This window comes from Streptomyces sp. NPDC050145 (assembly GCF_044460245.1).
Classification (GTDB): domain Bacteria; phylum Actinomycetota; class Actinomycetes; order Streptomycetales; family Streptomycetaceae; genus Streptomyces.
The window spans coordinates 192,132-218,719 of the sequence record NZ_JBITJS010000011.1 but is presented as its reverse complement, the minus strand read 5'-3'; the positions used below and the strand labels follow the sequence as shown (position 1 = coordinate 218,719).

The following is a 26,588-nucleotide window of genomic DNA, read 5'->3' as shown; positions in this document are numbered from 1 at the left end:
TCCCGCGCCACCGGTTTCACGCGCTCGTCTTTCCCCGCTCGTCGCGGCGCAGGGCGAGCAGGCCCGCCGGGACGAGCGCGGCGAGCACCGCGAGCGCGGCGGCCGTCCAGCCGCCGGCCTCGATCAGCGGGCTGGCCAGGCCGGCGCCCAGGGCGCCGGCGAGGAAGTAGAGCAGGAGATAGACCCCGCTGAGGCTGCCGCCCCGGCGCGGGTCGATCGCGAGGATGCGGGCCTGGTTCGCGGCCTGTGCCGTGAAGCACCCCGCGTCGACGAGGGCGAGCCCGGCGGCGGTGACCACGGGCCGGTCGAGCCCCGTGCACAGCAGCGCCGCCCCCACCGCCGCGACGGCCATGCTCCCGGCGATCACGACGCGCGGCGAGTACCGGTCCCCGAGCCGCCCGGCGACGGGCAGCGCGGCGAAACCGAGCACCCCGGCGAGGCTGTAGAGCCCGATCGTCCCCGCGTCCAGGCCGTACGGGGGCTGCCCGAGCCGCACGGTGAGCGCCACCCAGACCAGGCTGAACGCGAAGTACCAGAGGCTGCCGTTCAGGACGGCGCGGCGCAGGGCGCGGTGGCGGTGCAGCAGTCCGGGCAGCGCCACGAGCGTCGCGAGGTACGTGCCGGTGGGCGCGGGGCGTTCGGCGGGCAGCCACAGCCGGGCGGCGGCCGCGCAGGCCAGGACGAGCGCGGCGAACGCGAGCAGCATCCCGCGCCAGCCGACGGCGTCCGCGAGGGCGCCGCCGACGAGCCGGCTGAGCAGGATTCCGGCGGACATCCCGGCCGCGACCAGCGCGACGGCGTGCCCGCGCCGTCCCTCGGGTGCCCCGCGCCCCGCGATCGTCGAGGCCATGGCGCTGACGCTCGCGCCCGCGCCGATCACGCCGTAGGCGAGGAGCAGCAGGGCCACGTGGTGGGCGAGCGAGGCGACGACGAGCCCGGCCGCGAGCAGCAGGAGCTGCCCGGCGACCAGGCGCCGGGGCGCGGCCCGGTCGGCGAGCGGGAGCAGGAAGGCGAACCCGGCGATGCAGCCGGCCAGCGCGGCCGTCGTGACGAGTCCGATCGCGGCGGCGGAGGTTCCGGTGTCGCGGGCGACGTCGCCGAGCGCGGGCTGGATCGCGTAGTTGTTGGCGAGCGCCACCCCGGCCGTGCAGGCCAGCAGCCCGACCGCGCCGCGTCGCAGGCTCACGGTGCGTCGCCACGGACGAGCACGACGGCGTAACGGCACTCGTGCGCCGTGGAGTTGACGAAGACACAGGGTGCGGGCCGCCCCAGTTCGACGGTGTCGCCCGCGTCCAGTTCGTGCACCACGTCGCCCTCGTGGAAGGTGAGATGCCCGTCGAGGACCCAGATGATCTGCCGGTGGAACGCGAACGCGGCCGCCGGGTACGGGACTTCGGCGCCGGCGGGCAGCCGGATCTCGGCGACCTCGGCGGGGAAGCCGGGGCCCGAGACCTGCCGGCGGGTGTATCCGGTCTCGGGGTCGTTCCAGAGCGGCGCGGTGTCCGCCCGCCGCACCCGCTCCGCCGCCTCCCCGTCGGGGTCGAGCAGGGTGGCGACGCTCAGCCGGAAGGCGGCCGAGAGCTTGCCGAGGACGACGGCCGTGGGGTTGCTCTCGCCGCGCTCGATCCGGTGGATCATCGCCCGTGACACCCCGGACTCCTCGGCGAGCTCCGCCAGCGTCCAGCGCCGCCGGTCCCGCTCGGCGCGGATCCGGGCGCCGATGCGCTCCACCAGAGGGTCTACGATGTTGGACATGAATCCAATATACGAGACCGAGGAGTCCGGGCGGCAGGCGGTGACGGTCCGCCCGGCCCGGGCCACGGACCTGCCCCCCGTCCTGGCCATCCGCAACCACGCCATCGAGCACGGCACGGCGCTGTGGACGGACACCCCGCAGACCCGCGAGGAGGGCGCGGCCTGGCTCGGCGACCACCTGGAGCGCGGTTCGGCGTTCGTCGCGGAGCATGCGGGCGCGGTCGTCGGCTTCGCGGTCTACGGCCCGTGGAAGGCGTACTCCGGCTTCCGGCACACGGTCGAGAACTCGGTCTACGTCGCCGAGGGGCGACACGGACTCGGCATCGGCTCGGCGCTCCTGTCGGCGCTGATCGCCTCGGCGCGGGCGGCGGACCTGCACGTGATGATCGCCGGCATCGAGGCGGGCAACGCGGCGTCGATCCGCCTGCACGAACGCCACGGCTTCGAGCACGCGGGCACGGTGCGGGAAGTGGGCCGCAAGTTCGACCGCTGGCTGGACCTGACCCTGATGCGCCTGCCGCTCGACGAACCGCCGGGGGTTTCGAACAGCTGAGCCCGGGGCGACACTAGGACGCACAGGCACATCCGGGGGCCGCGCGCCGCGCACCCCCTGACTTACGGGGGTCTCGCTCATGATCTACGGAATCGTCGTCCTGGCCGTCCTCGCGCTCGCGGGCGCCGCGTGCCTGGTCGCGCTGCGCCGCCGTGGTGGCACGGGCGAACGGGGCGCGGGCGAAGGTGCCGCGGCGGCGCGGGGCCTCGACGAGGGCGTGTCGGCGTCGAACGCTGCGCGCCAGAACATCGGCCCGTCCTGACCCGAACTCCTGACCTGGGGTTCCTTCGCCATGCCATCAATCATTTGAGACGAGACGGGTCGTCTTGTACAGTAGCGGCATGGCTTTCTACTTCTTCCTCTGAGTCCGGGCACGGCGCCCCGCCGCCGCCTCCGCCACCCGTGAACACCTCACACTCAGGGAAGTCCCATGCGCGAACGCGCCCGTACCGCCGTGCCCGCCGCCACGGCACAGCTGTCCGTCAGGAACGTCACGAAGTCCTACGGCACCCGGACCGTCCTCGACCAGGTCACCTTCACCGTCCGCCCGGGCGAGAAGGCAGCCGTCATCGGTGAGAACGGCGCCGGCAAGTCCACTCTCCTGCGGCTGCTCGCCGCCGCCGAGCCGCCGGACGACGGGGAGGTCACCGTCCGCTTCCCCGGCGGCACCGGTCACCTCGCCCAGACCCTCGCCCTCTCCCCCGACCGCACCGTGCGGGACGCCGTCGACCTCGCGCTGCGCGAACTGCGGGACATGGAGCGGCAGTTGCGCGCCGCGGAGGAGCGGCTCGGCGAGGCGACCCAGGACGAGCTGACCGCGTACGGCGAACTCCTGCTCGCCTACGAGGAGCGCGGCGGTTACGAGGCCGACGTCCGGGTGGACGCCGCCCTGCACGGGCTGGGACTCGCCGGGGTCACCCGCGAGCGTGTGCTCGGCTCCCTGTCCGGCGGTGAGCGGTCCCGGCTCGCCCTCGCCTGCGTGCTGGCCGCCGCACCCGAACTGCTCCTGCTCGACGAGCCGACGAACCATCTCGACGCGGGGGCCGTGCGCTGGCTCCAGGAGCACCTGCGCGCCCACCGCGGCACCGTCGTCGCGGTGACCCACGACCGGCTGTTCCTGGAGCGTGTCGCCACGACGATCCTGGAGGTCGACCGGGACAGCCGCACAGTGCACCGGTACGGCGACGGCTGGGCCGGATACCGCGCCGCGAAGGCGTCCGCGCGGCGCCGTGCGGTGCAGGAACACGCGGACTGGGTCGAGGAGTCGGCCCGCACCGAGGAGCTGGTCGCGGCCGCGGGGAGGCGGCTCGCGACGAGCGGGAAGGATCCGGGGCAGGGCTTCGGCAAGCACCGCCGCTCGCACGAGGCGAAGCTCGGCGGGCAGGTGCGGGCGGCCCGCGAACGGCTGGCGCAGCTGCGGCGCGCACCGGTGCCCGAGCCCGCGGCCCCGCTCCGGTTCACCGCGGCGCTCACGACGGAGTCCGTCACCCGGCCCGGGGCGGACGGTCCGCTCGTCACGCTCGACGGCGTGCGGGTCGGCGAACGGCTGCGCCTGGACGGGCCGCTGACCGTCGGCGCCGGGGAGCGGCTCCTGGTCACGGGAGAGAACGGGGCCGGGAAGACGACCCTGCTGCGGGTCCTGGCCGGAGACCTCGCACCCGATGCCGGAACGGTGCGCATCGCCGCCCGGATCGGCTATCTGGCGCAGGAGTTGCCCGCGCGGTCCACGGGTCTTGCGCTGCTCGCCGCGTTCGCGGCCGGATCTCCCGGCCCGCCGGACGAGCACGCCGAACGGCTGCTGGCCCTGGGTCTGTTCCGTGAGGAGGACCTGTGCGTGCCGGTCGCGGAGCTGTCCGCCGGGCAGCAGCGGCGGCTCCAGCTCGCCCGCCTGGTCACGCGGCCCGCCGACGTCCTCGTCCTCGACGAGCCGACGAACCACGTCGCGCTCGACCTCGTGGAGGACCTGGAGGCGGCGCTGTCCGCGTATCCGGGCGCGGTCGTCGTGGTCTCGCACGACCACGCCTTCCGCGAACGGTTCCCCGGCCACCGGCTCGCGCTGAGCGCGGGCCGCCCGGCCTGACCTCAGACCCCGGGGCCGGCGGTGCGTTCGTCCAGAAGGCCCGCCGCCCGGAGGTCCGACCAGAGGCCGGCCGGGATGTCCGCGCCGAACGCGGCGAGGTCGCGTCGCACCTCGTCCGCGCTGCGCATGCCGACGACGACGCCGGCGACGGCGGGGTGGAGCAGCGGGAAGGCGAGGGCGGCCTGCGGGACCGTCACGCCGTGCGCGGCGCAGACGTCGGCGATGCGGTGGGTCCGGGCGAGGAGTACGGGGGTGGCGGGGCCGTAGTCGTACCGGGCGTCCTCGGCTGGGCGGTCGGTGGCCAGCAGGCCGGAGTTGAAGACGGACGCGGCCAGGACGGAGACGCCGCGCGCGGTGCAGGCGGGCAGCAGTTCGTCCAGGGCGCTGTGGTCGAGGAGGGTGTACCGGCCGGACAGCATCACGACGTCCGCGTCGGTCTCGCGCACCAGGCGGGCCAGCTTGCCGGGGTGGTACATGCCGGCGCCGATCGCCCCGACGACGCCCTGGGCGCGCAGTTCGGCCAGCGCCGGGTACCCGGTGCGCAGCGCCTCCTCGAAGTGTTCCTCCGCGTCGTGCAGGTACAGGACGTCGACGCGGTCGAGGCCGAGCCGGGCGAGGGAGTCCTCGACGCTGCGCAGGACGCCGTCGCGGGAGAAGTCCCAGACCCGGCGATGGGTGGCCGGCACCACGAACCGCTCGTCGGTGCGGCCGCCCGCCTCCTGCGGCACCAGCAGCCGGCCGACCTTGGTGGACAGCGTGAACGCCGCCCTCTCCTTGCCCCGCAGGAAGGCGCCGGTGCGGCGTTCGGACTGGCCGAGGCCGTAGTGGGGCGAGGTGTCGAAGGAGCGGACGCCGCCGTCCCAGGCCGCGGCCAGGGCCCCGGCCGCCGTGTCGTCGTCCAGCGCGGCGAACAGGCCGCCCAACGGCCCTCCCCCGAAGCCGAGTTCGGTGACCTCGACCGCGGTGCGCCCGAGTCGTCGTGTCCGCATGCCTCTCCGTCCGGCCGGGTGAGCGTTCGCCGACGACGTCGACCCTAGCCCTGCGACCGTCCTACGACGCGGCGCCGGTCAGCGACAGGAACTCGCTGCGGGAGCGGGCGTCGGTGCGCAGGAGGCCCAGCATGGTCGAGGTCATCGTGCTGGAGCCGGTCGCCTGTACGCCGCGCAGGGTCATGCAGGAGTGTTCGGCCTCGATGACGACGCCGACGCCCTTGGGCTCCAGCTGGGTCTGCAGCCAGTCGGCGACCTGTTTGGTCAGACGTTCCTGGACCTGTGGGCGGCAGGCGAAGTGCACGACGACACGGGCCGGTTTGGACAGGCCCAGGATGCGCGAACCGGGCCCGGCCGGGCCGCCTCACGCCTAGGGTGTCCGCGTGGACGTCTCAGATCTGCGGGCGGGGCAGACCGCGCTGCGCGCCGAGGCGGAGCAGGTGTACCGGGACCTCGGACTCGACGCTTCGCTGCCGCGCGTCGGCACGCCCGCCGTCGTCGGGAGCGCGGCGCTGGGCCTGATGGTCCGCCGGGACCTCGACGTGGACGTGACGTGCGCGCGCCTCGACGACGCGGCGATCGCCGCCGTGGCAGCCGTCGGAGCCGGTCTCGCGGCGCATCCGCGCGTCCGCCTCGTGACCTTCCGCAACGACTGCGGGACCTGGAACCGCGAGCCGGACGCCTACCCCGACGGCCTGTACCTCGGGGTGGAGTGCCGCGCGCCCTCGTCCGGCGCCGCCTGGAACCTGGACCTCTGGTTCCTCGACGCGCCCGAACGGCAGCCGTCGACGGCTCATCTCACCACCCTGCGCCCACGCCTGACGGACGAGACCCGTGCGGCGATCATCGCGATCAAGCGGGCCTGGGCCGAACGGCCCGAGTACGGGACGACCGTCCGGAGCGTCGACGTCTACGGGGCGGTCCTCGACGACGGCGTCCGCGATCCCGCCGGGTTCACGGACTGGCTCGCCGCACGGCGGAAGGACACCTGAGGTCCCTAGGCGCTCGTACGCTTCGCGTGCATCTCCTGGAAGAACGTGAACCCGCCGTCGGGGCCCGCGCTGTAGCCCTTCCAGTGGAAGGAGGTCGGGGTGACGTCGGTGAACGTCCAGCGGGAGCGCCTGCCTTCGGCGTCCGTGCCTTCCTGGATCATTCCGCCGGCGCCGTCGGAGCGGCCGGTCTGCCGGAAGTAGGACGGCAGCTTGGGTGAGATCCAAGTGATCGTCCACAGGCCCGTGTTGACGTCGTACATGCGGACGGTGGTACCGGGATAGGGGCCCATGAAGTCCGGGCAGTGGAGCACGTCCTGCACCACCCGGCCGCCGAGCGCCCACCCGAAGCGCCACTCCCCCGCGGCGGTGCGCCACTCTCCGTCGGGGAACCGGTAACGGTTGCTGATCTCCCAGGTCCCGACCAGCCGGCCGTAGAGCATCATCGCCTCGGCGTGCTCCGGGTCCGGGCCGTCCGCCGAGAGGAGGTCCAGCATCGCGTCACGAGCGGGCGGGGACACGGTCATCGGGCTCACACCTTCGGCTGGGAGGTCTGGGAGATCTGGGCGGTCTGGCAGGTCTGACAGGTCGGGGAGGTCGCGTTCGATCGGGCCGAGAATAGCCCGGCGGCCAGGGCGAGTTGCTCAGTCGGACAGGTCCCACAGCAGCCGGTAGTACGTGATCCGCTCCGGGTCGGGTGCGATCCCGTAAGCCTCGAGGAGCGGCTCCTCCCATCCGGGGCCGTAGTTCCACCGCGTGCTCCACGTGGCGACGGCGAGATCGGCCCAGGGGTCGGCGACGCCGAGCGTGCCGAGGTCGACATGGCCGCTGTGGGTGCCGTCGTCGGCGACCAGGGTGTTGGGGGCGCAGGCGTCGCCGTGGCAGACGACGAGTCGGTCGGCGGGCGGGATGTCGGCGAGCACGCCGAGCGCCCGCTCGACCGTGCCGAGGTGCCGGAGGTCCGGATGCAGGTCGGCCGGATCGGTCCGGCCGGCCGCGGCACGGGCCCGCACCCGCTCCAGGCGCTTCTCGGCGGACCAGTCGAAGGGGCAGTCCGCGACGGGCAGCGTGTCGTGGAGGGCCCGCAGCCCGGAGCCGACGGCGCGGACGGCGGTCTCCGGGTCGCGCGTCCAGTGGTCGTCCGCCGCGGAGCGCCCGGGCAGGCCCTGGGTGAGGATCCAGGTCCCGGTGTCGTCGGCGCCCTCGTCGAGGACACGCGGCACGGCGGTGTACGCCGACGCCCACCGCAGCCGTGCCGTCTCGGCCGCGAGGTCGATGCCACTGCTGTGCGGCGTCCACTTCACGAACTGCCGCGTGTCCCCGAGGCCCACCTGGAACGTGAGCCCGCCGGCCCCGTTCTCCCAGACCGCGCGCACGGGCCGGCCCGCCGCGAGTTCGGTGACGACGGGTGGGGTCTCTACGGGCTCTCGGGGCGCGGAGGCGATCACGGGGCCATTGTGGTCGACGGGCGGTGCCGGGTCCCGCCCCTTCGGCGAGATCCCGGCACCGTGCTCAGCCCCAGAGGCCGAGGGCGAACTCCGCCGCCACCGTCGACAGGACGAACGACGCGATGATCGCCGTCGTGCCCACGGGGACGATCTTCCAGCCGATCTTCTTCAGCATCGGGAGGTCCTTGCCGAGGCTCAGGCCCGCGATGGTCAGGAGCATGGTGATGACCGAGAGGATGTCGACGCTCTCGCCGTTCCGGGACAGCCATCCCGCGACCGGCGACACCGGCGAGGTGAGCAGCGCGCCGAGCGTGATGACGACGACGATCGCGGGGAGCCGGCCCCGGGTCACCCGGGAGACGCCCAGGCCCGCCAGGACGAGCGCGGCGAGGACCGCGTAGCAGGCGATCATCGACCAGGTGAAGCCGTGCGCGGCGACGGCCGCGACGACGAGACCGATGCCGACGACGATGCTCGTGGTGGTCCACAGCGGCACCCGGGTGGTCGGCCGGGCGAGGATCTGCGCGGCGTCGGCGGCCAGTTCCGCGGACTCCGGCTCGGCCTGCGACTCGGCCTTCGGCTTGCGGCCCGGCAACACCGCGTCCTTGTCGCGGGTCAGCAGCCGGTAGCAGCGGTCGGCGAGCGGCAGGGAGACCCAGACGCCGATGTAGAGGCCGAGGACGCTGGTGATCAGGTTCGACGTGGAGGCGAGGGCGAGCGCCTGCTCCGACATCTCGGGGTGCACGGCGACGATCGACGCGGCGCCCGCGGCCATCATCGACGAGGAGCCGATGCCGGAGCCCATGGCCAGCGCGCGCGGGTCGAAGATGCCGAGGGACGCGGCGAGCGAGGCGACGAGGCTGACGACGAGCGCGCCGAAGATGGTTCCGTACACGTACATCGACAGCACACCGCGGTACTGCGGCGAATCGGAGCCGTAGCGCTCGCTCACCATCGCGAAGGACGTCTCACGGTCGATGGAGAAGGTGGCCCCGATGGTCGCGGGGCCCATGCGCAGCAGCACGGCGAGCGGCAGGGCGACCAGGATCGTGCCGAACAGGTGCCCCACTTCCTGGAGGAGCAGCGCGGGTCCGGCGTCGAGCAGGAGGGGGATGCTGGGGCCGATGGTGAACGCCAGCCGGGCGCCGAGGACGAGCACCGCGATGCCCATGATCACGTTGGCGGCCTGCTGGAGGTCGACGGGCAGCGGCCTGATCCGCTGTCCCGATGTGAGGCCACCGGCCAGCAGACCCCAGATCATCGGAAGGAGCGTGACCGCCGCGACGCCGACCGGGACGACGATCGGCCCGACCGCCTGGGCGGCGGCCGCGAACACCACGGCGAGCCCGATGAGGACCCAGAGGCGGGCGTCGCGCAGAGTGAGCCGTACTGCGGCCGCGGCGCCCTGTGCTGTGCTCACGGCGGCGGCTTCCTTGAGGGTGGAGTTGGTGCTCATTCATTGTCTCCTGGCTGGGAGGCAGGTGATTCCGGTGAGGGGACCGGGCTCATGCCTCGAGGGTGACCCGGGTCGCCCCGGTGGGCCGCTCGGCGGTGCGACGGCGGAAGTCGGCCCGCAGCTCGTCGTCGAGGGCGACGTCGAGCGCGGTCCAGGCGAGCGCCACGGCACCGTCGACGACCGCGTCGTCGGCCGCGGGGCTGACGGCGGCCACGGTGAAGTCCGGGTTGTGCGGTACGCCCTCTTCACCGAGGAACGCGATCATGGGGTGGATGCTGGGGACGACCTGCGACACGTTGCCCATGTCGGTGGAGCCGCCGCCGAGCGACGGGGCGCCCTCGACCGTGCGGCCCCGGTCCGTGAGGTTGCGGTCCCACAGCGCGGCGAGCGTCTCGTCGGGGTTCATCGGCGCGTACGCGTGCTCGGTGGGCGCCCACGCCCATGTGCACCCGGTCGCGACGGCGGCGCCCTCGAAGCAGGCGAGGACGCGCTTCTTCATGTCGCGCCAGACGTCGAGCTCGTAGGCGCGGATCTCGACCTGCACGGTGGCGCGGTCGGGAATGATGTTGGTGGCCTCGCCGCCGTGCGACACGAAGGCGTTGAGGTTCGTGTCGGTGGGCAGGTGCTGGCGGAGCAGGCCGATCGCGGTGAGGGCGAGGGTCGCGGCGGCGCCGGCGTTGATGCCCTGCTGCGGGGAGGCCGCGGCGTGCGCGGTGCGGCCGCTGAAGGTCACCTCGAAGCGGTCGACGGCGGTGGAGACGAACGCGTTCGCGGGGCGGTCCTCACCGGTCATGCCGTGGACCATCATCGAGAGGTCGACGTCCTCCCAGGCGCCCTCGACGAGCAGGGAGACCTTGCCGCCGCCGTGCTCCTCGGCGGGCGTGCCGAGCAGCTTGACGCGCAGGCCCGCCGCGTCGGCCACCGGGGCGAGCGCGAGCGCGGCGCCGACGCCCGCCGCGGCGATCACGTTGTGCCCGCAGGCGTGGCCGATGCCGGGCAGCGCATCGTACTCCGCGCAGATCGCCAAAGTGAGATCGCCGGTCCCGTAGACGGCCTCGATCGCCGTCTCCACCCCGTACGCGCCGACGTGGACGGCGAAGCCCGCGTCCCGCAGGACCTCCGCGACGCGCGCGGCCGCCCGGTGCTCCTGCCAGGAGAGCTCGGGGTCGGCGTGCAGGGCGTGGCTCAGGGCGAGGAGCTGGGAGCGGCGGCGGGCCACCTCGGCCTCGGCGCGGTCCTTGGTGTTCTTGGCCGCCGCGAGCGCTTCGGTGGTCCGGGAGATGGTGTTCGTCAAGGTCGGTCCTTCTCGCGTGGCTTCCGGTTGGCGTGCAGTGTGAGGTCTGCGCAGAGGTCCACCGGGCGATGTGCCGATAAACTGCGCAAGTGAGCATGAGGGCGCAGGAAAATATGCTCGACCCGACGGACGAGCGCCTCATCCATGCGCTGCAGATCGAACCGCGCGCGAGCTGGACGGATCTGGCGCCGGTGGTGGGCGTGGACGCGGCGACGCTCGGCCGCCGGTGGAACCGGCTGCGCGACGAGGGCATCGTCTGGGTCACCGGCTTCCGGCCGCGCCGCCAGCTCGCGATGATCGAGATCGAGTGCGCGCCCGACCAGATCGACGCGACGGCGCGCGAGCTGGAGCAGGACCGCGCCGTGTGGGTCCTCGACTTCTGCTCGGGCGCGCGGGACCTGCTCGCGATCGTCTCCTTCGACGACCTGTCCGACCTCTCCGAGTACGCGCTGCGGCGGCTCGGCGAGAAGGAGGGGCTGCGCGGCATGCGTACCCATCCGGTGAACGAGATCCTGGTGGACGCGGCCAACTGGCGGCTGCGCGCGCTGACTCCCGAGGAGGCGGCGCGGGTGCGTCCGCCGCGGGGGCCGCGCGCCCGTGCGGCACGGCTGGTGGCCGACGACCTGCGGGAGGCGATCGAGGCCGAGGTGTGGCGCGACGGGCGGGTCGCGGTCACGGCGATCGCGGAGCGGCACGGGTTCTCCCCGCAGCGGGTCGCGGACGCCCTGGCGACGCTGCGGCGCGGCGGCGAGCTGCTGTTCCGCACCGACCTGGCGCGCGAGGTGTCGGGCTGGCCGGTCTACACGTGGTACTTCGTCGAGGCGTCGGCGCGCACGATCGAGACGGTGCGCACCGCGCTCGGGACGGTGCCGGAGGTGCGGCTCGCGTTCACCTCGCCGAGCCGCTACAACCTGATCCTCGCGGTGTGGCTGCGCCGCCTCGCCGACGTGAACCGCTTCGAGATGGCCCTCGGCGCGGCCCTGCCGGACTCCCGCATCGCCGACCGTTCCGTGGTCCTCAGCATGCGCAAGCACATGGCCCAGATCATCGGACCGGACACGCGGTCGCGGGGGTACTCCGGGGACGTGTGAGGGGATCAGCCCGTGCGGGAGGGGCGCGGGAGGGTCAGGGCGGCGAGGGCGCTCACCAGGGCGCCGGCCGCCACCATCAGCGCGGTGACGAAGACGGCGTGGGCCGACGCGGGGGCGCTCTGGTCGCCGGCCGAGGCGAGGAAGACGCTGCCGGCATCGGGGTGGCCTGGTACACGTGGCTGGAGCAGGGGCGGCGGATCAACCCGAGCGTCCAGGTGCTCGACGCGATCGCCAGGACGCTGAAGCTCGACCGGACCGAGCGGGACCACCTGTACCGGCTAGCGGGCGTCCCGAGCGTGCCGCTCGACGCGCCCGCGACGGCGCCCGGTCCGCCCGAGCACCAGGCCATCCTCGACGCGCTGACCCCGCTCCCGGCGACCCTCGTGACCGCCCGCTACGACGTGCTCGCGTACAACGAGGCGTACGCGGCGCTCGATCCGGGGCTGACGCTGCTGCCGTCCGGGGACCGCAACGTGCTGTGGCATCTGTTCACGTCGCAGGAGAGGCTGCAGCCGCTCGTCGAGTGGGAGCGTGAAGTCTCCTTCATGGTGGCCCAGTTGCGGGCCGAGTCCGGCTATCGGTTGCGGGACGCCGAGTGGGCGGGATTCGTGCGGCGGCTGTCGGAGGCGAGTCCGCGCTTCGCCGAGATGTGGGACCGGCACGAGGTGGCCTCGCCGGTGGCCCGGGTCAAGTCCTTCTGGACCGTGGACGGGGACCGGCTCGGCCTGCGGGCGACCGGGTTCGCGGCGACCGCCGACCCCGGCACCAGGATGTGGGTCTACACGCCCGAGGACCCGGACACCGAGCGGCTGCTCGGTGAACTCGTCGGCCGCCTCCGGGAGTCGGGCCCCGCGGCGCTGCTGGAGCGGGGCTCGCGTTCCGGTGGCGGCCGACAGGGCGCGTCCGACTGAGCTACTTGCCGGTGCCGCCCAGGTGGGCCGCCCACGGGTAGTAGACGTAGTCGAACGCGGCCGGCGCCCCGGTGATCCTGCTGCCGAGCCAGACGTCGTTCGTCAGCTGGATGCCGGAGAACATCGGGGCCATCTCGTCGTGCAGCTTCTTCTCCATCGTGACGACCAGGCCGGCGCGGGCGCTGTCGTCCTTCTCGGCGACCGCCTTCGCGTAGAGGTCGTCGATGCCGCTGTAGCCGGACTGGTTGAAGGAGCCGCCGGACACCGCGGTGATGCCGAGCCAGTCGAGCGGGTTCGGGATGTTCGGCCAGAACTGCGTGTACAGCAGGTCGGTGCTGCCGCGCGTCGCCGGGTCGTAGAGGTAGTTCGAGTAGCCGGTCGCGGGGACGACGTTGAGCTTGAACTCGAGGCCGATCTTGTCGGCCGCGTCCTTGATGCCGACGCCGAGCTGCTGGGTCTCCGCCTGCTGCGGCACGACGAGGCTGATCTGCTTCTTCTTCACGTCGGCGGGAACGCCGGCGAGCAGCTTCTTGGCCTCGTCGATCTTCGGGGTGCCGTCGGTCTTCACCGAGTCGCCGTACGTGCCGAGTTCGGACTTGGCGAAGCCGTAGGCGGCCTCGACGGTCTGCAGCGAGGCCGGGGTGCCCTCGCCGCCGTAGACCTGCTTGCCGATGCCCTTCCAGTCGATGGCCATCTGGAGCGCCTTGCGCACGTCGGCGTTGCCCATCGCGCCCTTGGTGTTCGCGACGACGAGCGTGACGGCCAGCGGCGCGGGGCCGGAGTAGAGCTTGCCGGCGGACGAGGCACGCAGTTGGGACAGGCCGGCCATCGGCGGTCCGTACGTGCCGTCGATCTGGCCCGAGAGGAGGCCGGAGGTGATCGCGGAGTCGTCCGTCAGGAAGGTGAAGTCGATGGTCCTGACCTTCAGCGGCAGCTTCTTGTTCCAGTAGCCGTCGTAGCGGCTCGCGGTGATCGACTGCCCACGCGTCCACTTGGCGAACTTGTAGGGGCCGGTGCACATGACGCCGACGCCCGGGGTGCCGGCCTTCTTGCCGTGCTGCTCGTAGAACTTCTTCTGGACGATGACACCGGCGTAGCTGGCCAGTTCGTCGTTGAAGAGGTAGTCGGGCTGCTTGAGCTTGACGGTCACCTCGGCGGCGCCGGTCTTCTTGATCGACGCGACGTTGCGGTACAGGTAGCCGTAGAAGCTCCCCTTGTCCGTCATGTTGTGGTTCATGCTCCACGCGACGTCGTCGGCGGTCATCGGCGTGCCGTCCCAGAAGGTGACACCGTCGCGGAGCTTGTAGACCCAGGTCTTCGGGTCGGGGTTGGTGAACGAGGTGGCGAGATTGGGCTTGATCTTGAAGTCGGGGGTCTGGGCGAACAGGGTCTCGCACATGTTCGAGTTGATCATGTTCGGCGTGTAGTCGGCGGCCTGGAAGGGGTCGACGGTCTGCGGCTCGCCCTGGAAGACGTTCCAGGTGATCTTGTCGACCGAGCTCTTGCCGGCCGGCGTGTACGTCGTGAGGGCGTCGGCGGAACCGGTCGCACCGCCGTCGGAGGTACCGCCTCCGGAGTCGGAACCGGAGCCGGAGCAGCCGGCGAGGAGCAGGCCGGTGGCGGCGACGACGGCGAGCGCCGCTGCTCCTCTGCGCGAGTGGGGTGAGTACATGGAACGACTCCTGGTCAGTGTCGGGCGGTGAGGGCTTCGGGATCCCAGCCGCTGTGCGGGACGCTGTCGCGCAGCAGGCGGGTGTAGGGGTCCTGCGGGTGGTCGAGCACGTCGGCCGTGGGTCCTTGCTCGACGACGGCGCCGTGTCGCATGACGATCGTGTCGTCGGTGACCTGGCGGATGACGGCGAGATCGTGGCTGATGAACAGGTAGCTCACGCCACGCTTGCGTCGGATGTCCGTGAGGAGGTTGAGGATCTGGGCCTGGATCGAGACGTCCAGGGCGGAGACGGCCTCGTCGAGGATGAGGACGTCCGGGTCGGCGGCGAGCGCGCGGGCGATGGCGACGCGCTGGCGCTGGCCGCCGGAGAGCGAGCGCGGCAGCGCGGCGAGCTGCCGGTCGTCGAGTCCGACGAGTTCGGCGAGTTCGCTCACGCGCTTCCTGGTCCCGTCCCGTCCGAGCCGGGCGTGCACGCCGACGACCTCGGCGAGACAGTCGCCGACGCGCTGGCGGCGGTCGAGCGAGGTGTACGGGTCCTGGAAGACGATCTGGATGTCCCGGCCCCGCTCCCGGCGGCTGCGGGCGGAGCGCGGCGGGTGGGTGCGGTCCTCGCCGCGGAACGTGATGCGTCCGCCGGAGGGCCGCTCCAGGCCGATGACCATGCGGGCCGTGGTCGTCTTGCCCGAGCCGGACTCGCCGACGATGCCGAGGGAGCCGCCGGCGGCGAGGGTGAAGCTGACGTCGGCGACCGCGGTGGCCTCGGCCCTGCCCCGGCCGAAGGTCTTGGTCAGGTGCTCGACCACGAGCAGCGGTTCGGTCATCGCGGGGACTCCTCGTTCGTGGCGGCGCCGACGGGCGCCGCCTGCACCAACTGACCGCGCAGGCCCGGCATCCGGACGCAGCGGGTCTGCGCCGCGTCGATCCGCAGCAGGGGCGGCACCCCTGCCCGGCACTCGTCCTGGGCGAAGTGGCAGCGCGGGGCGAACGCGCACCCGTCCGGGGCCTCGTAGGCGGTGGTGGGGTGGCCGGCGATCGCGGGCAGCCGATCGACACGGCGGCCGATCTCGGGCCGGGCCTGCACCAGCGCGGCGGTGTAGGGGTGGAGCGGGTCCTCGTGCAGCTTCTCGGACTTCTGGCGCTCCATGACCTGGCCCGCGTAGAGCACGATCGTCTCGTCGCAGACGGCGCCGGCGAGCTCCAGGTCGTGCGTGATGAAGAGCATCGCCATGCCGTACTCGCGCTGCATGCGGCGCAGGATCGAGATGACCTCGGCCTGGGTGGTGACGTCGAGCGCGGTCGTCGGCTCGTCGGCGAGGACGAGCCGGGGGCGTGCCGCGACGGCGGCGGCGATCATGACGCGTTGCAGCAGGCCGCCGGAGAGCTCGTGCGGGAACTGCCGCAGCCGGCGCTCCGGGTCCCCGATGCCGACCTCGGCGAGGAGTTCCTGTGCGCGCTTGAGGGCGGCGGCCTTCGGCATGCGGTCGTTGATCCGCATGGCCTCGGTGAGGAAGTCCCCGATGGTGCGGACCGGGTTGGTGTAGGCCCGCGCGTCCTGGAAGATCATCGCGACGTCCTTGGCCCGGTAGGACCGCAGAGCCTCGGAGCGCAGGCCGAACACCTCGGCGCCGTCGAAGCGGACGCCGCCCCGGACCCGGGCGCCTTCGGGGAGCAGGCGCGCGATGGTGCGCACCGTCATGGACTTGCCGGAGCCGGACTCGCCGACGAGGCCGAGCGTGCTTCCGCGGTCGAGGGAGAACGACACGTCGCGCAGCACGGTGCGGGGTTCGCCCGCGACCGGCAACTCGACCGTCAGGTCCTCGACTTCGAGCAGTGCGTTCACGAGCGTGCCTCCCAGCGCTCCGTGAGCCGGTCGCCAAGCATGTTGACGGCGCCGACCGTGACGACGATGAGCGCGCTGGCGAACAGCGCTTCCTGCGGGTGCTGTTGCAGCACTCCGGACATGCCGGAGCCGACCATCGCGCCCCAGTCCGAGGTCGGCGGCTGCACCCCGAGGCCGATGAAGGAGAGCCCCGCGAGGTCCATGAGGGCGAACCCGAAGGCGAGGGTGGCGTTGGCGACGATCAGGCCGCCCACGTTGGGCAGGATGTGCCCGAGCGCGATCCGCAGCCCGTGCACGCCCTGGACCTGGAGCGCCGCGATGTAGGGCAGGTTGCGTTCGCGCAGCGCCGCGCTCCGTACGATCCGTGCGATGTACGGGACGTAGGCGACGGACAGGGCGACGACGGCGGCCGGCAGGCCGGAGCCGAACAGGGCGGTCGCGAGGATGGCGAGCAGCAGTCCGGGGAAGGCGAACACGGCGTCGACGACCCGCACCACCATCTGGTCGAACCAGCCGCCGAACCACACGGCCGCCAGGGCGAGGACCGTGCCGAGCAGCGTCGAGATCAGCACGACGAGGAACGGTCCGATCAGCGCGGTCCGGGAGCCGTGCACGAGGCGGGAGAGGATGTCGCGGCCGCTCGCGTCGGTGCCGAGCGGGTGCGCGCCGCTCGAGTCCTGGTACGCGCCGGACAGGTCGACGGCGTTCGGGGCGTGCGGCGAGACGAGCGGGGCGAGGAGCGCGCCGCACACGACGATGCCGAGGAGGACGGCCGCGACCCGGCCGGACACTCCGATCCCGCCCGTGCGGCGGGCCAGGCGCCGTTCGGCCCGCCGGGCTCCGATGCGGCGTACCGCCGCTGTTGCGCTCATGAGTCCTTCTTCCCGATCGACACGCGCGGGTCGAGCAGTGTGTAGGCGATGTCGATGAGGGTGTTCAGCACGATGAAGGCGGCGACGTACATCAGGCAGATCGCCTGGACGACGGGGAAGTCCTTCTGCTGGACCGAGCTGACGAGGAACTGGCCGAGCCCGCCGAGCTGGAAGACCTGTTCCACGACGACGCTTCCGGCGATCAGGCCCGCGATGGTGAGTCCGGCGACGGTGAGCACGGGCATCGCGGCGTTGCGCATCACGTGCCGGCGGACGACGGCGCCGCGCGGCAGTCCGCGGCTGATCGCCGTCTGCACGTGGTCGGCGGAGAGTTCGGCGCGGACCGCGGTCTGGGCGAGCCGGGCGACGAACGCGACGGACGCGAGCGCGAGGGCGAACGACGGAAGCACCATGTGGTGGACGGCGTCAAGGCCCGAGCCACCCGACCCGAACACCGGGAACCACTCCAGCTGGACGGCGAACACGACGATGAGCACGACCGCTCCGACGAAGGTCGGCACCGCCATGACGCCCGTCGCGGCGGCCATGGCCGACCGGGACGCCCAGCCGGGCTTCAGGCCGGCCAGCGTGCCGATCGCCAGACCGAGGACGAGGACGATCGCCGCCGCCATCAGGACGAGCAGGGTGGTCGCCGAGGCACGGCCGCCGACCAGGGACGACACGGGCTGGTTGTAGATGATCGAGGTGCCGAAGTCGCCGTGCGCCACTCCGCCGAGCCACCTCAGGTACTGCTCCGCCACGGAGTCGTCGAGGTGGTACTCGGCCTTGATCGCCGCGATCGCCTCGGGGCTCATGGTGCGGCCGTGCGTGAGGTAGGTGAGCGGGCTGCCCGGTGCGGCGTAGAGGGCGCCGAAGACGACCAGGCTCGCGATGAACAGCGTCACCAGCAGGCCGGCGACGCGCAGGGCGACGAACCGCACGATCGCCCCGCCGGGCCGCTTCTTCGCCTTCACCTGCCCCGAGGGCAGGGGGGCCGACATGATCGCGTCACTCATCGGTTCACCTCCGGCTGTACGTGATGGACGGCGCGGCCGCCGACGACCGTGCGCAGCACCCGGGTGTCGAGGAGTTCCTCGAGCGGCCGGGCGAAGATGTCCCGGTCGAGCACGATGAAGTCGGCGTAGAGCCCCTCGGCGAGCCGGCCGTGCAGGTGCTCGGAGCGGCTGGCCCAGGCGGCGTCGCGGGTGGCGTGCACGATCGCGTGCGCGAGCGGCAGCGCGTAGTGGGCGAGGTTGGCGGGCAGCGACGGGTCGAGGGCCGAGCGCCGGGTCGCCGCGACGAACATGTTGGGCAGCGGTGCGTGCGGGGAGGTCGGGGAGTCGGTGCCGAGCACGAGGGTGGCGCCGGCCTCGGTCATCTCGGGCCAGGGGAAGCCTCGTTCGACACGTGCGTCGCCGAGCACGCGCCGCCAGTTCTCCTGGATGGCCGGGTCGGCGTGCACGGGCTGCATGCTCGCGGTGATGCCGAGGGCGGCGAGGCGCTCGATGTCCGCGGCGTCGACGACCTCGAGGTGTTCGATGCGGTGGCGGCGCTGCTTGGGTCCGTTGACGGCGACGGCGTGCTCGACGGCGCCGATCGCGACGCGGGTCGCCTCGTCGCCGATGGCGTGCATGGCGACCTGGAGTCCGGCGGCGTCGGCGGCGGCCACGACGGGGGCGAGTTCGGCGAGGCTCCAGACGGGGTCGGCGTTCGTGCCGTCCACGTAGGGCTTGCCGAGGGAGGCGGTGCAGCCGTCGACGGTGCCGTCGACCATGACCTTGATGCCGGTCACGCGCAGGAACGGGGTGGCGTGCTGGTCGGCGAGTTCGGCGGCGCGGGCGACCTGGGCGAGGTTCCCGGCCTCGTCCCCGGTGGGCTGGACGCGCCAGAACGCGACGATGCGGGTGGTGAGGGTGCCCGCCGCGTCGGCCCGGCGCATCGCCGCGTGGTCGTCCTCGCCGAGGGCCATCTCGGTGGAGCCGACGACCCCGGTCTCGGCGTAGGCCGCGAGGGCGACCGCCAGGGCCTCGTCGCGGTCGGCGTCGGTGGTGAAGCCGTCGAGCACGGGCCACACGAGGTGGTGCATCGCGGTCTCGTCGACCAGGCCGGTGGCCGCGCCGTGCTCGTCGCGGTGGACGGTGCCGCCGGGCGGTGCGGTCGTGCCGGCGTCGATGCCGGTCTCGGCGAGGGCCGCCGTGTTCAGCCAGATGGAGTGGAAGTCGTAGGCCTGCGCGTACACGGGCCGGTCGGCGACGACGGCGTCGAGCAGGCCCCGGTCGGGGTGGCCGCCGGGTATGTCGGCGTGCTTCCAGCCGGTGGCGAGCACGCGGGGCGCGTCGGGGTGTTCCTTCGCCCAGGTCCCGATGCGGCGCTGGATCTCCTCGACGGAGTTCGCGCCCCACAGGTCGACCTGGGCCGCCGCCTCGCCGGTGCCGACGACGTGCGCGTGGCCGTCGACGAAGCCGGGGAGCACGGTCGAGCCGCCGAGGTCGTGGACCTGGGCGCCGGGTCCGGCCACGCGGGCCGCGGTGGCGTCGTCGCCGACGTAGGCGAGCCGGTCGCCGACCACGACGAGGGACTCGGCCCAGGTGCGCCGGTCGGCGGTGAAGACGCGGGCGTTGCGATAGAGGTGGACGGGCCCGGTCCCCGCGTCGGCGGCGTCCTGGTGGTGATCGTGGTCGTTGCGCATCGGGTTCCTCAGAACTGGTCGAGACCCTGGCGGGCCGCGGTGTCGGGGCTGCCCGCCCGGTGGTGGAGGGCGAAGCCGGGGAGGTCGAGGGAGGCGGTGAGGAGGGTGCTCCACTGCTCGTGGTCGGGCCGGGAGCCGTCGGCGCGGACGCACACCACCGCGTCTGCGCCGTCGCCGCCGCAGAAGGCGGCCGCGCGTGCGGGTGCGGGACGGCCGGTCATGGCGGCGCGCACGGCGCGGGCGTGGTCGTACCGCTCGACGGACACGGACTCCGGGATGCTGGCGTCGCCGTCGGCGAGCCCGGCGTCGAGGAAGTGGTTGGTGTGCAGGAGCCAGCCGTCCGCCCCGGGCCGCACCACGGCGGTCCCGGCGGGGGACATCTCGAGGGACGCCGCTTCGGACCGCCCGTCCCGGTGGCTCACGACGGTCAGCACGGTGGAGGCGCTCAGGCGCGCAGAGGCGGCGATGTCGTGGGCCTCGCCCACCGTCGTCGCCTCTTCGAGGACGCGCCGGGCCACGGCGTGGACGGGTACGCCGCCGGCGGCGTCGTCGGACCGGTGCCTGAGGATGTTGAAGTGCAGGCCGAGGCCGGCGTCGTTCACGCCGATCTTCGCGGCGGCGCCGAACTCGGTGAACAGCTTCACCCGGCGTCCGGCCCCGGTCACGAGCGACAGCAGGAGGCCGTCCGGGGTCAGCGCGTCGTGCCAGTCCCAGGTCTGGATCGTCTCGGGCGGTCCGCCGGCGGGCGGGGCGTGCACGGCGGTCGTGCACTCGCCCTTCCCCGGGGGCGCCGCGGCGAGCACCTCGGTCCGCGCGCCGACCGCGGCCACCCGCCATGCCTCGACGCCCGACGCCTCGGCGATCCCGTCGGACTCCTCGGCCAGTGCCGGGCACCAGGCGCGCAGGGCGTCGTGGCTGCGCGCCACGATGTCGCGGACGGTCGGTTCCGGAATGCCGAGCAGGGTGAAATGAGCCAGGTAGCGGGCGCTGACGTCCCGGACCCGGTCCCCGTGTCGCGCGCCGATCTCGCGCCCCCGGTCACGGGGGTCGGAGGTGGTCGTGCGGAGTGTGTGCAGCTTCATCGTGTCGCTCTTCGACCTTTGCTTGTGAGGCCAGTCACAGTGAGAAGTGGGCGACACGCTAAGTGGGTAAAACGTTTAATACAACGGTGTTGCTCATGTCACTTTCCGGCCACTTCGGAAGTCGGAAAGTGCGGACCCCGGGAGGCCTCCGTGGCTCGATCGAAGGGCGTCACCATCCGTGACGTGGCCCAGCGCGCGGGGGTGTCCGTCGCCGCCGTCTCGATGGCGCTGAACGGCACCGGGACGCTGAGCGCGGCCACGCGGCTGCGCGTGCGGGCCGTCGCCGAGGAGATGGACTACGAGGCGGACGCCCTCGCGCGCGGTCTGCGCCGTTCGTCGGTCGGGGCGATCGGCCTCGTCATGCGCTCGCTGGACGCGCTGGGCGAGTACGCGCCACGGGGCGTCGACGTGTTCACGCGCTACATCGGCGCGGTCTCGGCGCAGGCGATGGACCGCGGGCTCAGCGTCATGCTCGTACCGGACCTGACGAAGCGTCCGACGCCGCCCATGGCCCTGTCGCTCGACGGCTACATCGTGACGATGCCTCACCTGGACGACCCGGTGGTGGCGCTGCTGGAGCGGCGCGGGATCCCGTACGTGACCCTGGGCCGCGACCCGGGCCGCCCGGACTTCACCGACTGGGCCACCGAGGACGACGGCGCGAGTTTCCGCCGGATCTACGAGCACTTCGCCGCGGCCGGCGCCCGGTCGATCGCCCTGCTGCGCGGCACCGACCCGAACGCGTGGAACATCGACAGCGAGGCGACGTACCGCGACTGGTGCGGGCGGGCCGGGATCACGCCCCGCGTCTACATGTCGGCCGAGCGCGCGGGCGAGCAGGGCGGCGAGCGCGTCGCGCACACGATCGTGGACGACGGGGTGCCCGACGCGATCCTGTGCCACACGGGCCGTCAGGCGGCGGGCGTCCTCGCGGGCCTCACCGCGCGCGGCGTCGCCGTGCCCGACCGCACGCTGCTCGCCGCGGCGTCCGACTCGGAGCACACCCGGCACAGCCGCCCGGCCATCTCGGCGGTCGAACTCCACGCGGACCAGACGACGTTGGCTCTGCTCGACCTGCTCCAGGCGAGGATCGCGGGCGAGCCGAGCGCGGGTCCGGTGCTGACGACGGGGCGCTTCCGGGTGCGGGCCTCGTCACGGCGCGCCCCCGCGCAGGCCTGACCGGCCGCCGGGGGCGCTCAGCCGACCTGGTCCAGCAGTTGGGGCCCGTTGTTGCGGACGTTGTTCACGGCCATCGAGACCGGGCGGGCGTCGAGCCGGCCGCCCCCTGGCTGCGTGAGCAGGGCGCGCAGGTCCTCGGTGTCCTGGTGACGGGGGTCGAGCCAGGTGTCGTAGTGCTCGGGGGTGAGGGCGAGGGGCATGCGGGGGTGGACGCGGCCGGCCGCGTCGGTGGCCTCGGTGGTGAGGATCGTGCAGCTCATCAGCCAGGCGTCGGGATCGTCGTCGTCCTTCACGTCCGGGTCGCGCCAGTACTCGTAGAGACCGGCCATCGCCATGATCCGGTCGTCGGCGGGGTGGATGAAGTACGGCTGCTTGCGGACCTTGCCGGTGGCCTCGTCCTTGACGGGGTCCCACTCGTAGAAGCCGTCGGCGGGCAGCAGGCAGCGGCGCTTGGCGAACGCACGCCGGTAGGCGGGCTTCTCGTGCACGGTCTCCACCCGCGCGTTGATCATCCGCGCCCCCGCCTTGGGGTCCTTCGCCCAGGAGGGCACCAGGCCCCAGCGCAGGGCGCGCAGTTCGCGGCGCACCCGGTCGGCGTCGTCGCGCGCCGGCCGTTCCAGGACGGCGTACACGGGGTCGGTCGGGGCGACGTTCCAGCTCGGTGCCAGCTCCTCCTCGGGGCGCCATTCGGTCACGTCGAAGAGCCCGGCGAGGTCCTTCGGATTACGGGTCGATGCGTAGCGGCCGCACATACCGCCACTGTGCCACTCCGGCGGGCCGGCGGCGTGGGATCCGGGCCGCACGCTTCCGAGGCCCCCCGTCAGTCCCCGGCGTCGTCGTACGTGTCCCGGGCGGCCCGCACCTCGTCCATGTGCTCCTCGGCCCAGCCCTTGATCGCGCACATGACCGGCAGCAACGAGCGTCCCAGCGGGGTCAGTTCGTACTCGACGCGGACCGGGACGGCGGGGGTCACGGTGCGGGTCACGAGCCCGTCACGCTCCAGGTGGCGCAGGGTCTGCGTGAGCATCTTCTGGCTGACGCTCGCCAGTCGGCGCTGCAGGTCGCTGTACCGCTGGGGCCCGTCGGCCAGCGCGTTGACGGCGAGGCTGACCCACTTGTCGGCGATGCGGTCCAGGAGCTGCCGGGCGGGGCACTCGGCGAGATAGGCGTTGTAGGCGGCGCTCTCCTCGGCCCGGCGGCCGACGGCGGTGCGCGTGGGCATGGCTCTCCTTCCGGTGCCGTACGCACCTCGAAGTGCGTACTTCCCGTCGGAGAGTAGCGGTCCCTACGGTGTGCTGCATGAACACAGAAGAGCAGATGCGGGCCGTGGTGGCCCACGGGTACGGCGGTACCGATGTGCTCGGGACGGTGACGGTCCCCCTGCCGGAGCCGGGCCCCGGGCAGGTGCGGATCCGGGTCGAGGCGGCGACCGTCAACCCGGTGGACCTGGCCACCCGCTCCGGCGCGCTGGTCGAGGCGGGACTGATGGCGGCCCGGGAGCGCACCGGTATCGGTTGGGACGTCGCGGGCGTGGTCGACGGGGTCGGCGCGGGCGTGACGGCGTTCGCGCCCGGGCAGCGGGTGATCGGGCTGCGCGATCTGCTCGACGTGTCGCTGGGCGCCTACGCGGGGCATCTGGTCCTGGACGCCGTCGCGGTCGCGCCCGCTCCGCCCGGTGTCGACGCCGTGGCCGCGGCGACCCTGCCGCTGAACGGCCTCACGGCGCTCCAGTCACTGGACCTGCTCGGTCTCTCGGCGGGCGATTCCCTGCTGGTGACGGGGGCCGCCGGGGCGGTCGGTGGCTTCGCCGTCGAGATCGCGGCACGGCGGGGACTGCGCGTCGTCGCCCAGGCGGGCGCCGCCGACGAGGAGTTCGTCCGCGGGATCGGCGCCGAGTGGACCGTCGACCGCGCCGCCGAGGACCTCGCGGCCGAGGTGCGGCGCCTTGTGCCGGGTGGTGTCGACGCGGCGCTGGACACGGCGGGGTCCGGCATCCGCGCCCTGGCCGCCGTCCGCACCGGGGGCGCCCATGCCACGGTGGTCGGCGGTGCGGCGCCCGTGCCCCTGCGCGGGATCCGGGTCCACCAGCACTGGATCCGGGCCGACGGCGCCGCGCTGGCCGAACTGGCCGCTCTGAAGCTGACGTTGCGGGTCGCCGACGTCCTCCCGCTCGAGCACGCGGCCGAGGCGCACCTTCGAGTGGCGAAGGGCGGGCTGCGCGGGCGGCTGGTGCTGGTGCCGGATCCCGGGGCGGCCTGAGGCCTCGTACGGGCAGGCGCCCGCCCGCTACGCCCGGAGCGTCTCGGACGGAGACTCCCCGAACTGTGTGCGGTACGCGAGCGAGAAGCGGCCCGGGTGCAGGAAGCCCCAGCGGGACGCGACGGCCGTGACGGTCGTCGCGCCCGGGTCGGCGGTCAGGAGCTCCTTGCGGACGCGGTCCAGGCGGACCATGCGCAGGTACGCGAGCGGGGTCGTGTCGAGGTGCCGGCGGAAGCCTTCCTGGAGGGCCCGTACGCCGACGCCCACGCATTCCGCGATCTCGGCGACCGTGAGCGGCTCGGCGGCGTGCCCCTCGATGACGTCCATCGCGCGGCGGACCGCGGGCGGGGCGACACGCGGCTGCTCGCCGAGCAGCGCGGGCGTGTAGGTGTGGGGCTGGGCCATCAACAGCTGGGTCATGAGCAGGGATTCGAGCTGCTGCGTCACGACGGGCCGGCTCGTCATGCCGTCGGGCCGCTCCGCCTCGCGCCGCAGGAGGTCGACGATGTTGAGCCAGGAGCGGGAGTCCGCCGCGGTGAGGTCCATGCCGAGCGAGAAGCGGATCGGACGGCGCACGACGCGGCCGAGCAGGCTGCCCAGGTGCGATTCCAGCGATGCCCGGTCGAACCACACGATCAGCTGCGGATTGCCCGCACCCCAGCGCATGTCCAGCTTTCCGGCCGGAGACGGGACAGAAGCGAGTTCCGGGGAGGAAACGATCTCTTCGCGACCGCAAGTGATCTTGGCGTGCCCGGCGAGCGGGATCTGGACGAGGAAGAAACTCTCCAGGTCACCGGGCGTGATCCGGACCTCTGTGCCGTAGTCGAGGTAGTACAGGCCCGTCCGGTCGAGGGGCGCGGCGTGCAGGCGGGCGTCGAGCGTCGCCGAGCGCTGCGTGATGTGGAGTTCGTGCGGGCAGAAGGCGCGGCCGACCTCGGCCCGCGCCTCCCATATGTCCGCTGTGTGGAACCGTTGGCGGTTCGCGAGGGGTAGCTCTTCACCTTGCATGCGGACCTCCACCGCCGAGCTGCGCGATCAGGACAGTGATCCGCGCGATCCGGATAGCAAAGATGATCTTTGCATACCAGGATTGACCCCCGGCCGCCGCGGCCCCGAGAAGCGACCAGGGATTCGACGACGCAGGGAGTGCCGGGCACCGCACGGCACACCGTCCCTCACGCACGAACCGATCCCCGGAGTTCCCCATGCGCAAGATCACCATCGTCGGAGCCGGCCAGGCCGGTCTCCAGCTCGGCATCGGCCTGCTCGCCCACGGCTACGAGGTCACCCTCGTGTCCAACCGCACCGGAGACCAGATCCGCGAGGGCCGGGTCATGTCCAGCCAGGCCATGTTCGGCACCGCGCTGGCCCACGAGCGCAGCCTCGGCCTCGACTTCTGGGGCGACGCCTGCCCGCCGATCGCCGGGCTCGGCGTGAACATCGCCGACGGCCAGGGCGGTCGCGCGCTCGCCTTCGACGCCCGCCTCGACGCCACCGCCCGCTCGGTCGACCAGCGCGTCAAGATGCCCATCTGGATGGGCGAGTTCGCGCGCCGCGGCGGGCGTCTGGTCATCCACGAGGCCGGCGTCGAGGACCTGGAGCAGTACGCCGACGAGTCCGACCTCGTGGTCGTCGCGGCCGGCAAGGGCGACATCGCCGGGCTGTTCGAGCGGGACGCCGAGCGGTCCCCGTACGACGCCCCGCAGCGCGCGCTGGCCCTGGCGTACGTCACCGGCATGACGCCGCTCCCGCACCGCACCGGCGTCAGCTTCAACGTCGTTCCCGGTCTGGGCGAGTACTTCACCATGCCCAGCCTCACCACCACCGGCCCGTGCGACATCATGTTCTTCGAGGGCGTCCCGGGCGGCCCGCTCGACTGCTTCGACGGACTCACCCCCGACGAGCAGCTGGCGACGTTCCAGGAGCTGCTGCGGACGTACGTCCCGTGGGAGGCCGAGCGCTGCACCGACCTCGCGCTCACCGACCAGAACGGCACCCTCGCGGGCCGCTTCGCGCCGACCGTCCGCAAGCCCGTCGCCACGCTGCCCTCGGGCGCCCGGGTGCTCGGCCTCGCCGATGTCGTCGTCCTCAACGACCCGATCACCGGCCAGGGTTCCAACAACGCGTCGAAGTGCGCCGCCGCCTACCTCGCCGCCATCCTCGACCACGGCGAGCGCCCGTACGACGCCGACTTCATCGAGCTGGCCTTCGGCCGCTTCTGGGACAACGCGCAGTCCGCCACGGCGTGGACCAACGCGATGCTGGGCGCCCCGCCGCAGCACGTCCTGGAGCTCTTCGGCGCGGCGAGCGCCAACCAGCGGATCGCCGCCCGCTTCGTGAACGGCTTCGACGACCCGCGCGACCTCTTCCACTGGTTCATGGACCCGGCCGCCGCGAAGAGCTACCTCACCGCGGTCACCGCCTGAGGT

Annotated in this window: 26 protein-coding genes and 1 pseudogene; 9 read left to right on the top strand and 18 right to left on the bottom strand. The window is 73.0% G+C overall.

Annotation, left to right across the window (positions count from 1 at the left end; genetic code table 11):
* Window positions 1-16: 16 nt before the first annotated feature.
* Both ACIBTU_RS23400 and ACIBTU_RS23395 read right to left on the bottom strand, forming a co-directional pair.
* The gene (locus ACIBTU_RS23400; protein WP_399128297.1) at window positions 17-1,186 is read right to left on the bottom strand and encodes an MFS transporter; all 1,170 of its coding nucleotides are present in this window, start codon (window positions 1,184-1,186) and stop codon (window positions 17-19) included.
* Window positions 1,183-1,755, bottom strand: coding sequence for a helix-turn-helix domain-containing protein (locus ACIBTU_RS23395; RefSeq protein WP_399128296.1), 573 nt, complete (start codon window positions 1,753-1,755; stop codon window positions 1,183-1,185). The genes ACIBTU_RS23400 and ACIBTU_RS23395 overlap by 4 nt, the downstream gene beginning before the upstream one ends.
* On the opposite strand from ACIBTU_RS23395, the gene ACIBTU_RS23390 reads away from it, so the two are divergent.
* The 3 genes from ACIBTU_RS23390 (at window position 1,754) to abc-f (ending at window position 4,388) form a co-directional block, all read left to right on the top strand.
* The gene (locus ACIBTU_RS23390; protein WP_399128295.1) at window positions 1,754-2,308 is read left to right on the top strand and encodes a GNAT family N-acetyltransferase; all 555 of its coding nucleotides are present in this window, start codon (window positions 1,754-1,756) and stop codon (window positions 2,306-2,308) included. The two genes, ACIBTU_RS23395 and ACIBTU_RS23390, sit on opposite strands and share 2 nt — an antisense overlap.
* A gap of 79 nt (window positions 2,309-2,387) precedes the next feature.
* Window positions 2,388-2,570 (top strand): hypothetical protein, encoded by a 183-nt coding sequence (locus ACIBTU_RS23385; RefSeq protein WP_399128294.1) that lies wholly within the window; start codon window positions 2,388-2,390, stop codon window positions 2,568-2,570.
* 168 nt (window positions 2,571-2,738) lie between these two features.
* Window positions 2,739-4,388: a ribosomal protection-like ABC-F family protein gene (abc-f, locus tag ACIBTU_RS23380; RefSeq protein ID WP_399128293.1), complete on the top strand. Its 1,650-nt coding sequence runs from the start codon at window positions 2,739-2,741 to the stop codon at window positions 4,386-4,388.
* Between the two features lie 2 nt (window positions 4,389-4,390).
* Here the strand turns inward: abc-f and ACIBTU_RS23375 are convergent, their stop codons facing one another.
* Together ACIBTU_RS23375 and ACIBTU_RS23370 are read right to left on the bottom strand one after the other, a co-directional pair.
* Window positions 4,391-5,377: an aldo/keto reductase gene (locus ACIBTU_RS23375; RefSeq protein ID WP_399128292.1), complete on the bottom strand. Its 987-nt coding sequence runs from the start codon at window positions 5,375-5,377 to the stop codon at window positions 4,391-4,393.
* Between the two features lie 61 nt (window positions 5,378-5,438).
* A pseudogene (locus ACIBTU_RS23370) lies at window positions 5,439-5,726 on the bottom strand (GTP cyclohydrolase I); the annotation flags it as partial.
* A gap of 34 nt (window positions 5,727-5,760) precedes the next feature.
* On the opposite strand from ACIBTU_RS23370, the gene ACIBTU_RS23365 reads away from it, so the two are divergent.
* Window positions 5,761-6,369, top strand: a complete 609-nt coding sequence (locus tag ACIBTU_RS23365; protein WP_399128291.1) for a hypothetical protein — start codon at window positions 5,761-5,763, stop codon at window positions 6,367-6,369.
* A 5-nt stretch (window positions 6,370-6,374) separates the two neighbouring features.
* On the opposite strand, the gene ACIBTU_RS23360 is transcribed toward ACIBTU_RS23365, so the two are convergent.
* The 4 genes from ACIBTU_RS23360 to ACIBTU_RS23345 all read right to left on the bottom strand — a co-directional run bounded on the left by ACIBTU_RS23360 (window position 6,375) and on the right by ACIBTU_RS23345 (window position 10,564).
* Window positions 6,375-6,893: a hypothetical protein gene (locus ACIBTU_RS23360; protein ID WP_399128290.1), complete on the bottom strand. Its 519-nt coding sequence runs from the start codon at window positions 6,891-6,893 to the stop codon at window positions 6,375-6,377.
* A 117-nt stretch (window positions 6,894-7,010) separates the two neighbouring features.
* A complete protein-coding gene (locus tag ACIBTU_RS23355; protein WP_399128289.1) occupies window positions 7,011-7,814 on the bottom strand; it encodes an aminoglycoside 3'-phosphotransferase in 804 nt (267 codons plus the stop codon).
* A gap of 64 nt (window positions 7,815-7,878) precedes the next feature.
* Window positions 7,879-9,270 (bottom strand): DUF3100 domain-containing protein, encoded by a 1,392-nt coding sequence (locus ACIBTU_RS23350; protein ID WP_399128288.1) that lies wholly within the window; start codon window positions 9,268-9,270, stop codon window positions 7,879-7,881.
* Window positions 9,271-9,319: 49 nt separating this feature from the next.
* Window positions 9,320-10,564 (bottom strand): amidohydrolase, encoded by a 1,245-nt coding sequence (locus ACIBTU_RS23345; RefSeq protein ID WP_399128287.1) that lies wholly within the window; start codon window positions 10,562-10,564, stop codon window positions 9,320-9,322.
* A gap of 113 nt (window positions 10,565-10,677) precedes the next feature.
* Between ACIBTU_RS23345 and ACIBTU_RS23340 the strand changes: the two genes are divergently transcribed.
* Window positions 10,678-11,655, top strand: a complete 978-nt coding sequence (locus ACIBTU_RS23340) for an Lrp/AsnC family transcriptional regulator (protein WP_399128286.1) — start codon at window positions 10,678-10,680, stop codon at window positions 11,653-11,655.
* 98 nt (window positions 11,656-11,753) lie between these two features.
* Entirely contained in the window at window positions 11,754-12,566 is an 813-nt protein-coding gene (locus ACIBTU_RS23335) for a helix-turn-helix transcriptional regulator (RefSeq protein ID WP_399128285.1), read from the top strand.
* 1 nt (window position 12,567) lies between these two features.
* On the opposite strand, the gene ACIBTU_RS23330 is transcribed toward ACIBTU_RS23335, so the two are convergent.
* Genes ACIBTU_RS23330 through ACIBTU_RS23300 form a run of 7 tightly spaced genes read right to left on the bottom strand, consistent with a single transcriptional unit; the run spans window position 12,568 to window position 20,721 of the window.
* Window positions 12,568-14,238 carry an ABC transporter substrate-binding protein gene (locus ACIBTU_RS23330; RefSeq protein WP_399128284.1) on the bottom strand — a complete coding sequence of 557 codons (1,671 nt, stop codon included), beginning with the start codon at window positions 14,236-14,238 and terminating at the stop codon, window positions 12,568-12,570.
* 14 nt (window positions 14,239-14,252) lie between these two features.
* Window positions 14,253-15,059, bottom strand: a complete 807-nt coding sequence (locus ACIBTU_RS23325) for an ABC transporter ATP-binding protein (protein ID WP_399128283.1) — start codon at window positions 15,057-15,059, stop codon at window positions 14,253-14,255.
* Window positions 15,056-16,078, bottom strand: a complete 1,023-nt coding sequence (locus ACIBTU_RS23320) for an ABC transporter ATP-binding protein (RefSeq protein ID WP_399128282.1) — start codon at window positions 16,076-16,078, stop codon at window positions 15,056-15,058. The genes ACIBTU_RS23325 and ACIBTU_RS23320 overlap by 4 nt, the downstream gene beginning before the upstream one ends.
* On the bottom strand, window positions 16,075-16,950 hold the full coding sequence (locus ACIBTU_RS23315; protein ID WP_399128281.1) for an ABC transporter permease: 876 nt from the start codon (window positions 16,948-16,950) through the stop codon (window positions 16,075-16,077). The genes ACIBTU_RS23320 and ACIBTU_RS23315 overlap by 4 nt, the downstream gene beginning before the upstream one ends.
* Window positions 16,947-17,966 carry an ABC transporter permease gene (locus ACIBTU_RS23310; protein WP_399128280.1) on the bottom strand — a complete coding sequence of 340 codons (1,020 nt, stop codon included), beginning with the start codon at window positions 17,964-17,966 and terminating at the stop codon, window positions 16,947-16,949. The genes ACIBTU_RS23315 and ACIBTU_RS23310 overlap by 4 nt, the downstream gene beginning before the upstream one ends.
* Window positions 17,963-19,639 (bottom strand): amidohydrolase, encoded by a 1,677-nt coding sequence (locus tag ACIBTU_RS23305; RefSeq protein WP_399128279.1) that lies wholly within the window; start codon window positions 19,637-19,639, stop codon window positions 17,963-17,965. Before ACIBTU_RS23305 ends, ACIBTU_RS23310 begins: the two co-directional genes overlap by 4 nt.
* 8 nt (window positions 19,640-19,647) lie before the next feature.
* Entirely contained in the window at window positions 19,648-20,721 is a 1,074-nt protein-coding gene (locus ACIBTU_RS23300) for a C45 family autoproteolytic acyltransferase/hydolase (protein WP_399128278.1), read from the bottom strand.
* A 150-nt stretch (window positions 20,722-20,871) separates the two neighbouring features.
* On the opposite strand from ACIBTU_RS23300, the gene ACIBTU_RS23295 reads away from it, so the two are divergent.
* The gene (locus ACIBTU_RS23295; protein WP_399128277.1) at window positions 20,872-21,900 is read left to right on the top strand and encodes a LacI family DNA-binding transcriptional regulator; all 1,029 of its coding nucleotides are present in this window, start codon (window positions 20,872-20,874) and stop codon (window positions 21,898-21,900) included.
* 17 nt (window positions 21,901-21,917) lie between these two features.
* Here the strand turns inward: ACIBTU_RS23295 and ACIBTU_RS23290 are convergent, their stop codons facing one another.
* Window positions 21,918-22,652: an SOS response-associated peptidase gene (locus ACIBTU_RS23290; protein WP_399128276.1), complete on the bottom strand. Its 735-nt coding sequence runs from the start codon at window positions 22,650-22,652 to the stop codon at window positions 21,918-21,920.
* A gap of 68 nt (window positions 22,653-22,720) precedes the next feature.
* Entirely contained in the window at window positions 22,721-23,122 is a 402-nt protein-coding gene (locus ACIBTU_RS23285; protein WP_399128275.1) for a winged helix-turn-helix transcriptional regulator, read from the bottom strand.
* Between the two features lie 77 nt (window positions 23,123-23,199).
* On the opposite strand from ACIBTU_RS23285, the gene ACIBTU_RS23280 reads away from it, so the two are divergent.
* On the top strand, window positions 23,200-24,159 hold the full coding sequence (locus ACIBTU_RS23280) for an NADP-dependent oxidoreductase (protein ID WP_399128274.1): 960 nt from the start codon (window positions 23,200-23,202) through the stop codon (window positions 24,157-24,159).
* 27 nt (window positions 24,160-24,186) lie between these two features.
* Here the strand turns inward: ACIBTU_RS23280 and ACIBTU_RS23275 are convergent, their stop codons facing one another.
* Window positions 24,187-25,167, bottom strand: a complete 981-nt coding sequence (locus tag ACIBTU_RS23275) for an AraC family transcriptional regulator (RefSeq protein WP_399128273.1) — start codon at window positions 25,165-25,167, stop codon at window positions 24,187-24,189.
* A gap of 197 nt (window positions 25,168-25,364) precedes the next feature.
* On the opposite strand from ACIBTU_RS23275, the gene ACIBTU_RS23270 reads away from it, so the two are divergent.
* Window positions 25,365-26,585: a styrene monooxygenase/indole monooxygenase family protein gene (locus ACIBTU_RS23270; RefSeq protein ID WP_399128272.1), complete on the top strand. Its 1,221-nt coding sequence runs from the start codon at window positions 25,365-25,367 to the stop codon at window positions 26,583-26,585.
* Window positions 26,586-26,588: the final 3 nt, after the last annotated feature.

Excerpts from the sequence above, each read along its gene's own strand:
- ACIBTU_RS23385 (WP_399128294.1), top strand. The coding sequence starts at position 2,388 with ATGATCTACGGAATCGTCGTCCTGGCCGTCCTCGCGCTCGCGGGCGCC.
- ACIBTU_RS23340 (WP_399128286.1), top strand. The coding sequence starts at position 10,678 with ATGCTCGACCCGACGGACGAGCGCCTCATCCATGCGCTGCAGATCGAA.
- abc-f (WP_399128293.1), top strand. The coding sequence starts at position 2,739 with ATGCGCGAACGCGCCCGTACCGCCGTGCCCGCCGCCACGGCACAGCTG.
- ACIBTU_RS23305 (WP_399128279.1), bottom strand. The coding sequence starts at position 19,639 with ATGCGCAACGACCACGATCACCACCAGGACGCCGCCGACGCGGGGACC.
- ACIBTU_RS23270 (WP_399128272.1), top strand. The coding sequence starts at position 25,365 with ATGCGCAAGATCACCATCGTCGGAGCCGGCCAGGCCGGTCTCCAGCTC.
- ACIBTU_RS23330 (WP_399128284.1), bottom strand. The coding sequence starts at position 14,238 with ATGTACTCACCCCACTCGCGCAGAGGAGCAGCGGCGCTCGCCGTCGTC.
- ACIBTU_RS23315 (WP_399128281.1), bottom strand. The coding sequence starts at position 16,950 with ATGAGCGCAACAGCGGCGGTACGCCGCATCGGAGCCCGGCGGGCCGAA.
- ACIBTU_RS23280 (WP_399128274.1), top strand. The coding sequence starts at position 23,200 with ATGAACACAGAAGAGCAGATGCGGGCCGTGGTGGCCCACGGGTACGGC.
- ACIBTU_RS23350 (WP_399128288.1), bottom strand. The coding sequence starts at position 9,270 with ATGAGCACCAACTCCACCCTCAAGGAAGCCGCCGCCGTGAGCACAGCA.
- ACIBTU_RS23390 (WP_399128295.1), top strand. The coding sequence starts at position 1,754 with ATGAATCCAATATACGAGACCGAGGAGTCCGGGCGGCAGGCGGTGACG.
- ACIBTU_RS23285 (WP_399128275.1), bottom strand. The coding sequence starts at position 23,122 with ATGCCCACGCGCACCGCCGTCGGCCGCCGGGCCGAGGAGAGCGCCGCC.
- ACIBTU_RS23275 (WP_399128273.1), bottom strand. The coding sequence starts at position 25,167 with ATGCAAGGTGAAGAGCTACCCCTCGCGAACCGCCAACGGTTCCACACA.
- ACIBTU_RS23360 (WP_399128290.1), bottom strand. The coding sequence starts at position 6,893 with ATGACCGTGTCCCCGCCCGCTCGTGACGCGATGCTGGACCTCCTCTCG.
- ACIBTU_RS23300 (WP_399128278.1), bottom strand. The coding sequence starts at position 20,721 with ATGAAGCTGCACACACTCCGCACGACCACCTCCGACCCCCGTGACCGG.
- ACIBTU_RS23325 (WP_399128283.1), bottom strand. The coding sequence starts at position 15,059 with ATGACCGAACCGCTGCTCGTGGTCGAGCACCTGACCAAGACCTTCGGC.
- ACIBTU_RS23310 (WP_399128280.1), bottom strand. The coding sequence starts at position 17,966 with ATGAGTGACGCGATCATGTCGGCCCCCCTGCCCTCGGGGCAGGTGAAG.
- ACIBTU_RS23290 (WP_399128276.1), bottom strand. The coding sequence starts at position 22,652 with ATGTGCGGCCGCTACGCATCGACCCGTAATCCGAAGGACCTCGCCGGG.
- ACIBTU_RS23375 (WP_399128292.1), bottom strand. The coding sequence starts at position 5,377 with ATGCGGACACGACGACTCGGGCGCACCGCGGTCGAGGTCACCGAACTC.
- ACIBTU_RS23395 (WP_399128296.1), bottom strand. The coding sequence starts at position 1,755 with ATGTCCAACATCGTAGACCCTCTGGTGGAGCGCATCGGCGCCCGGATC.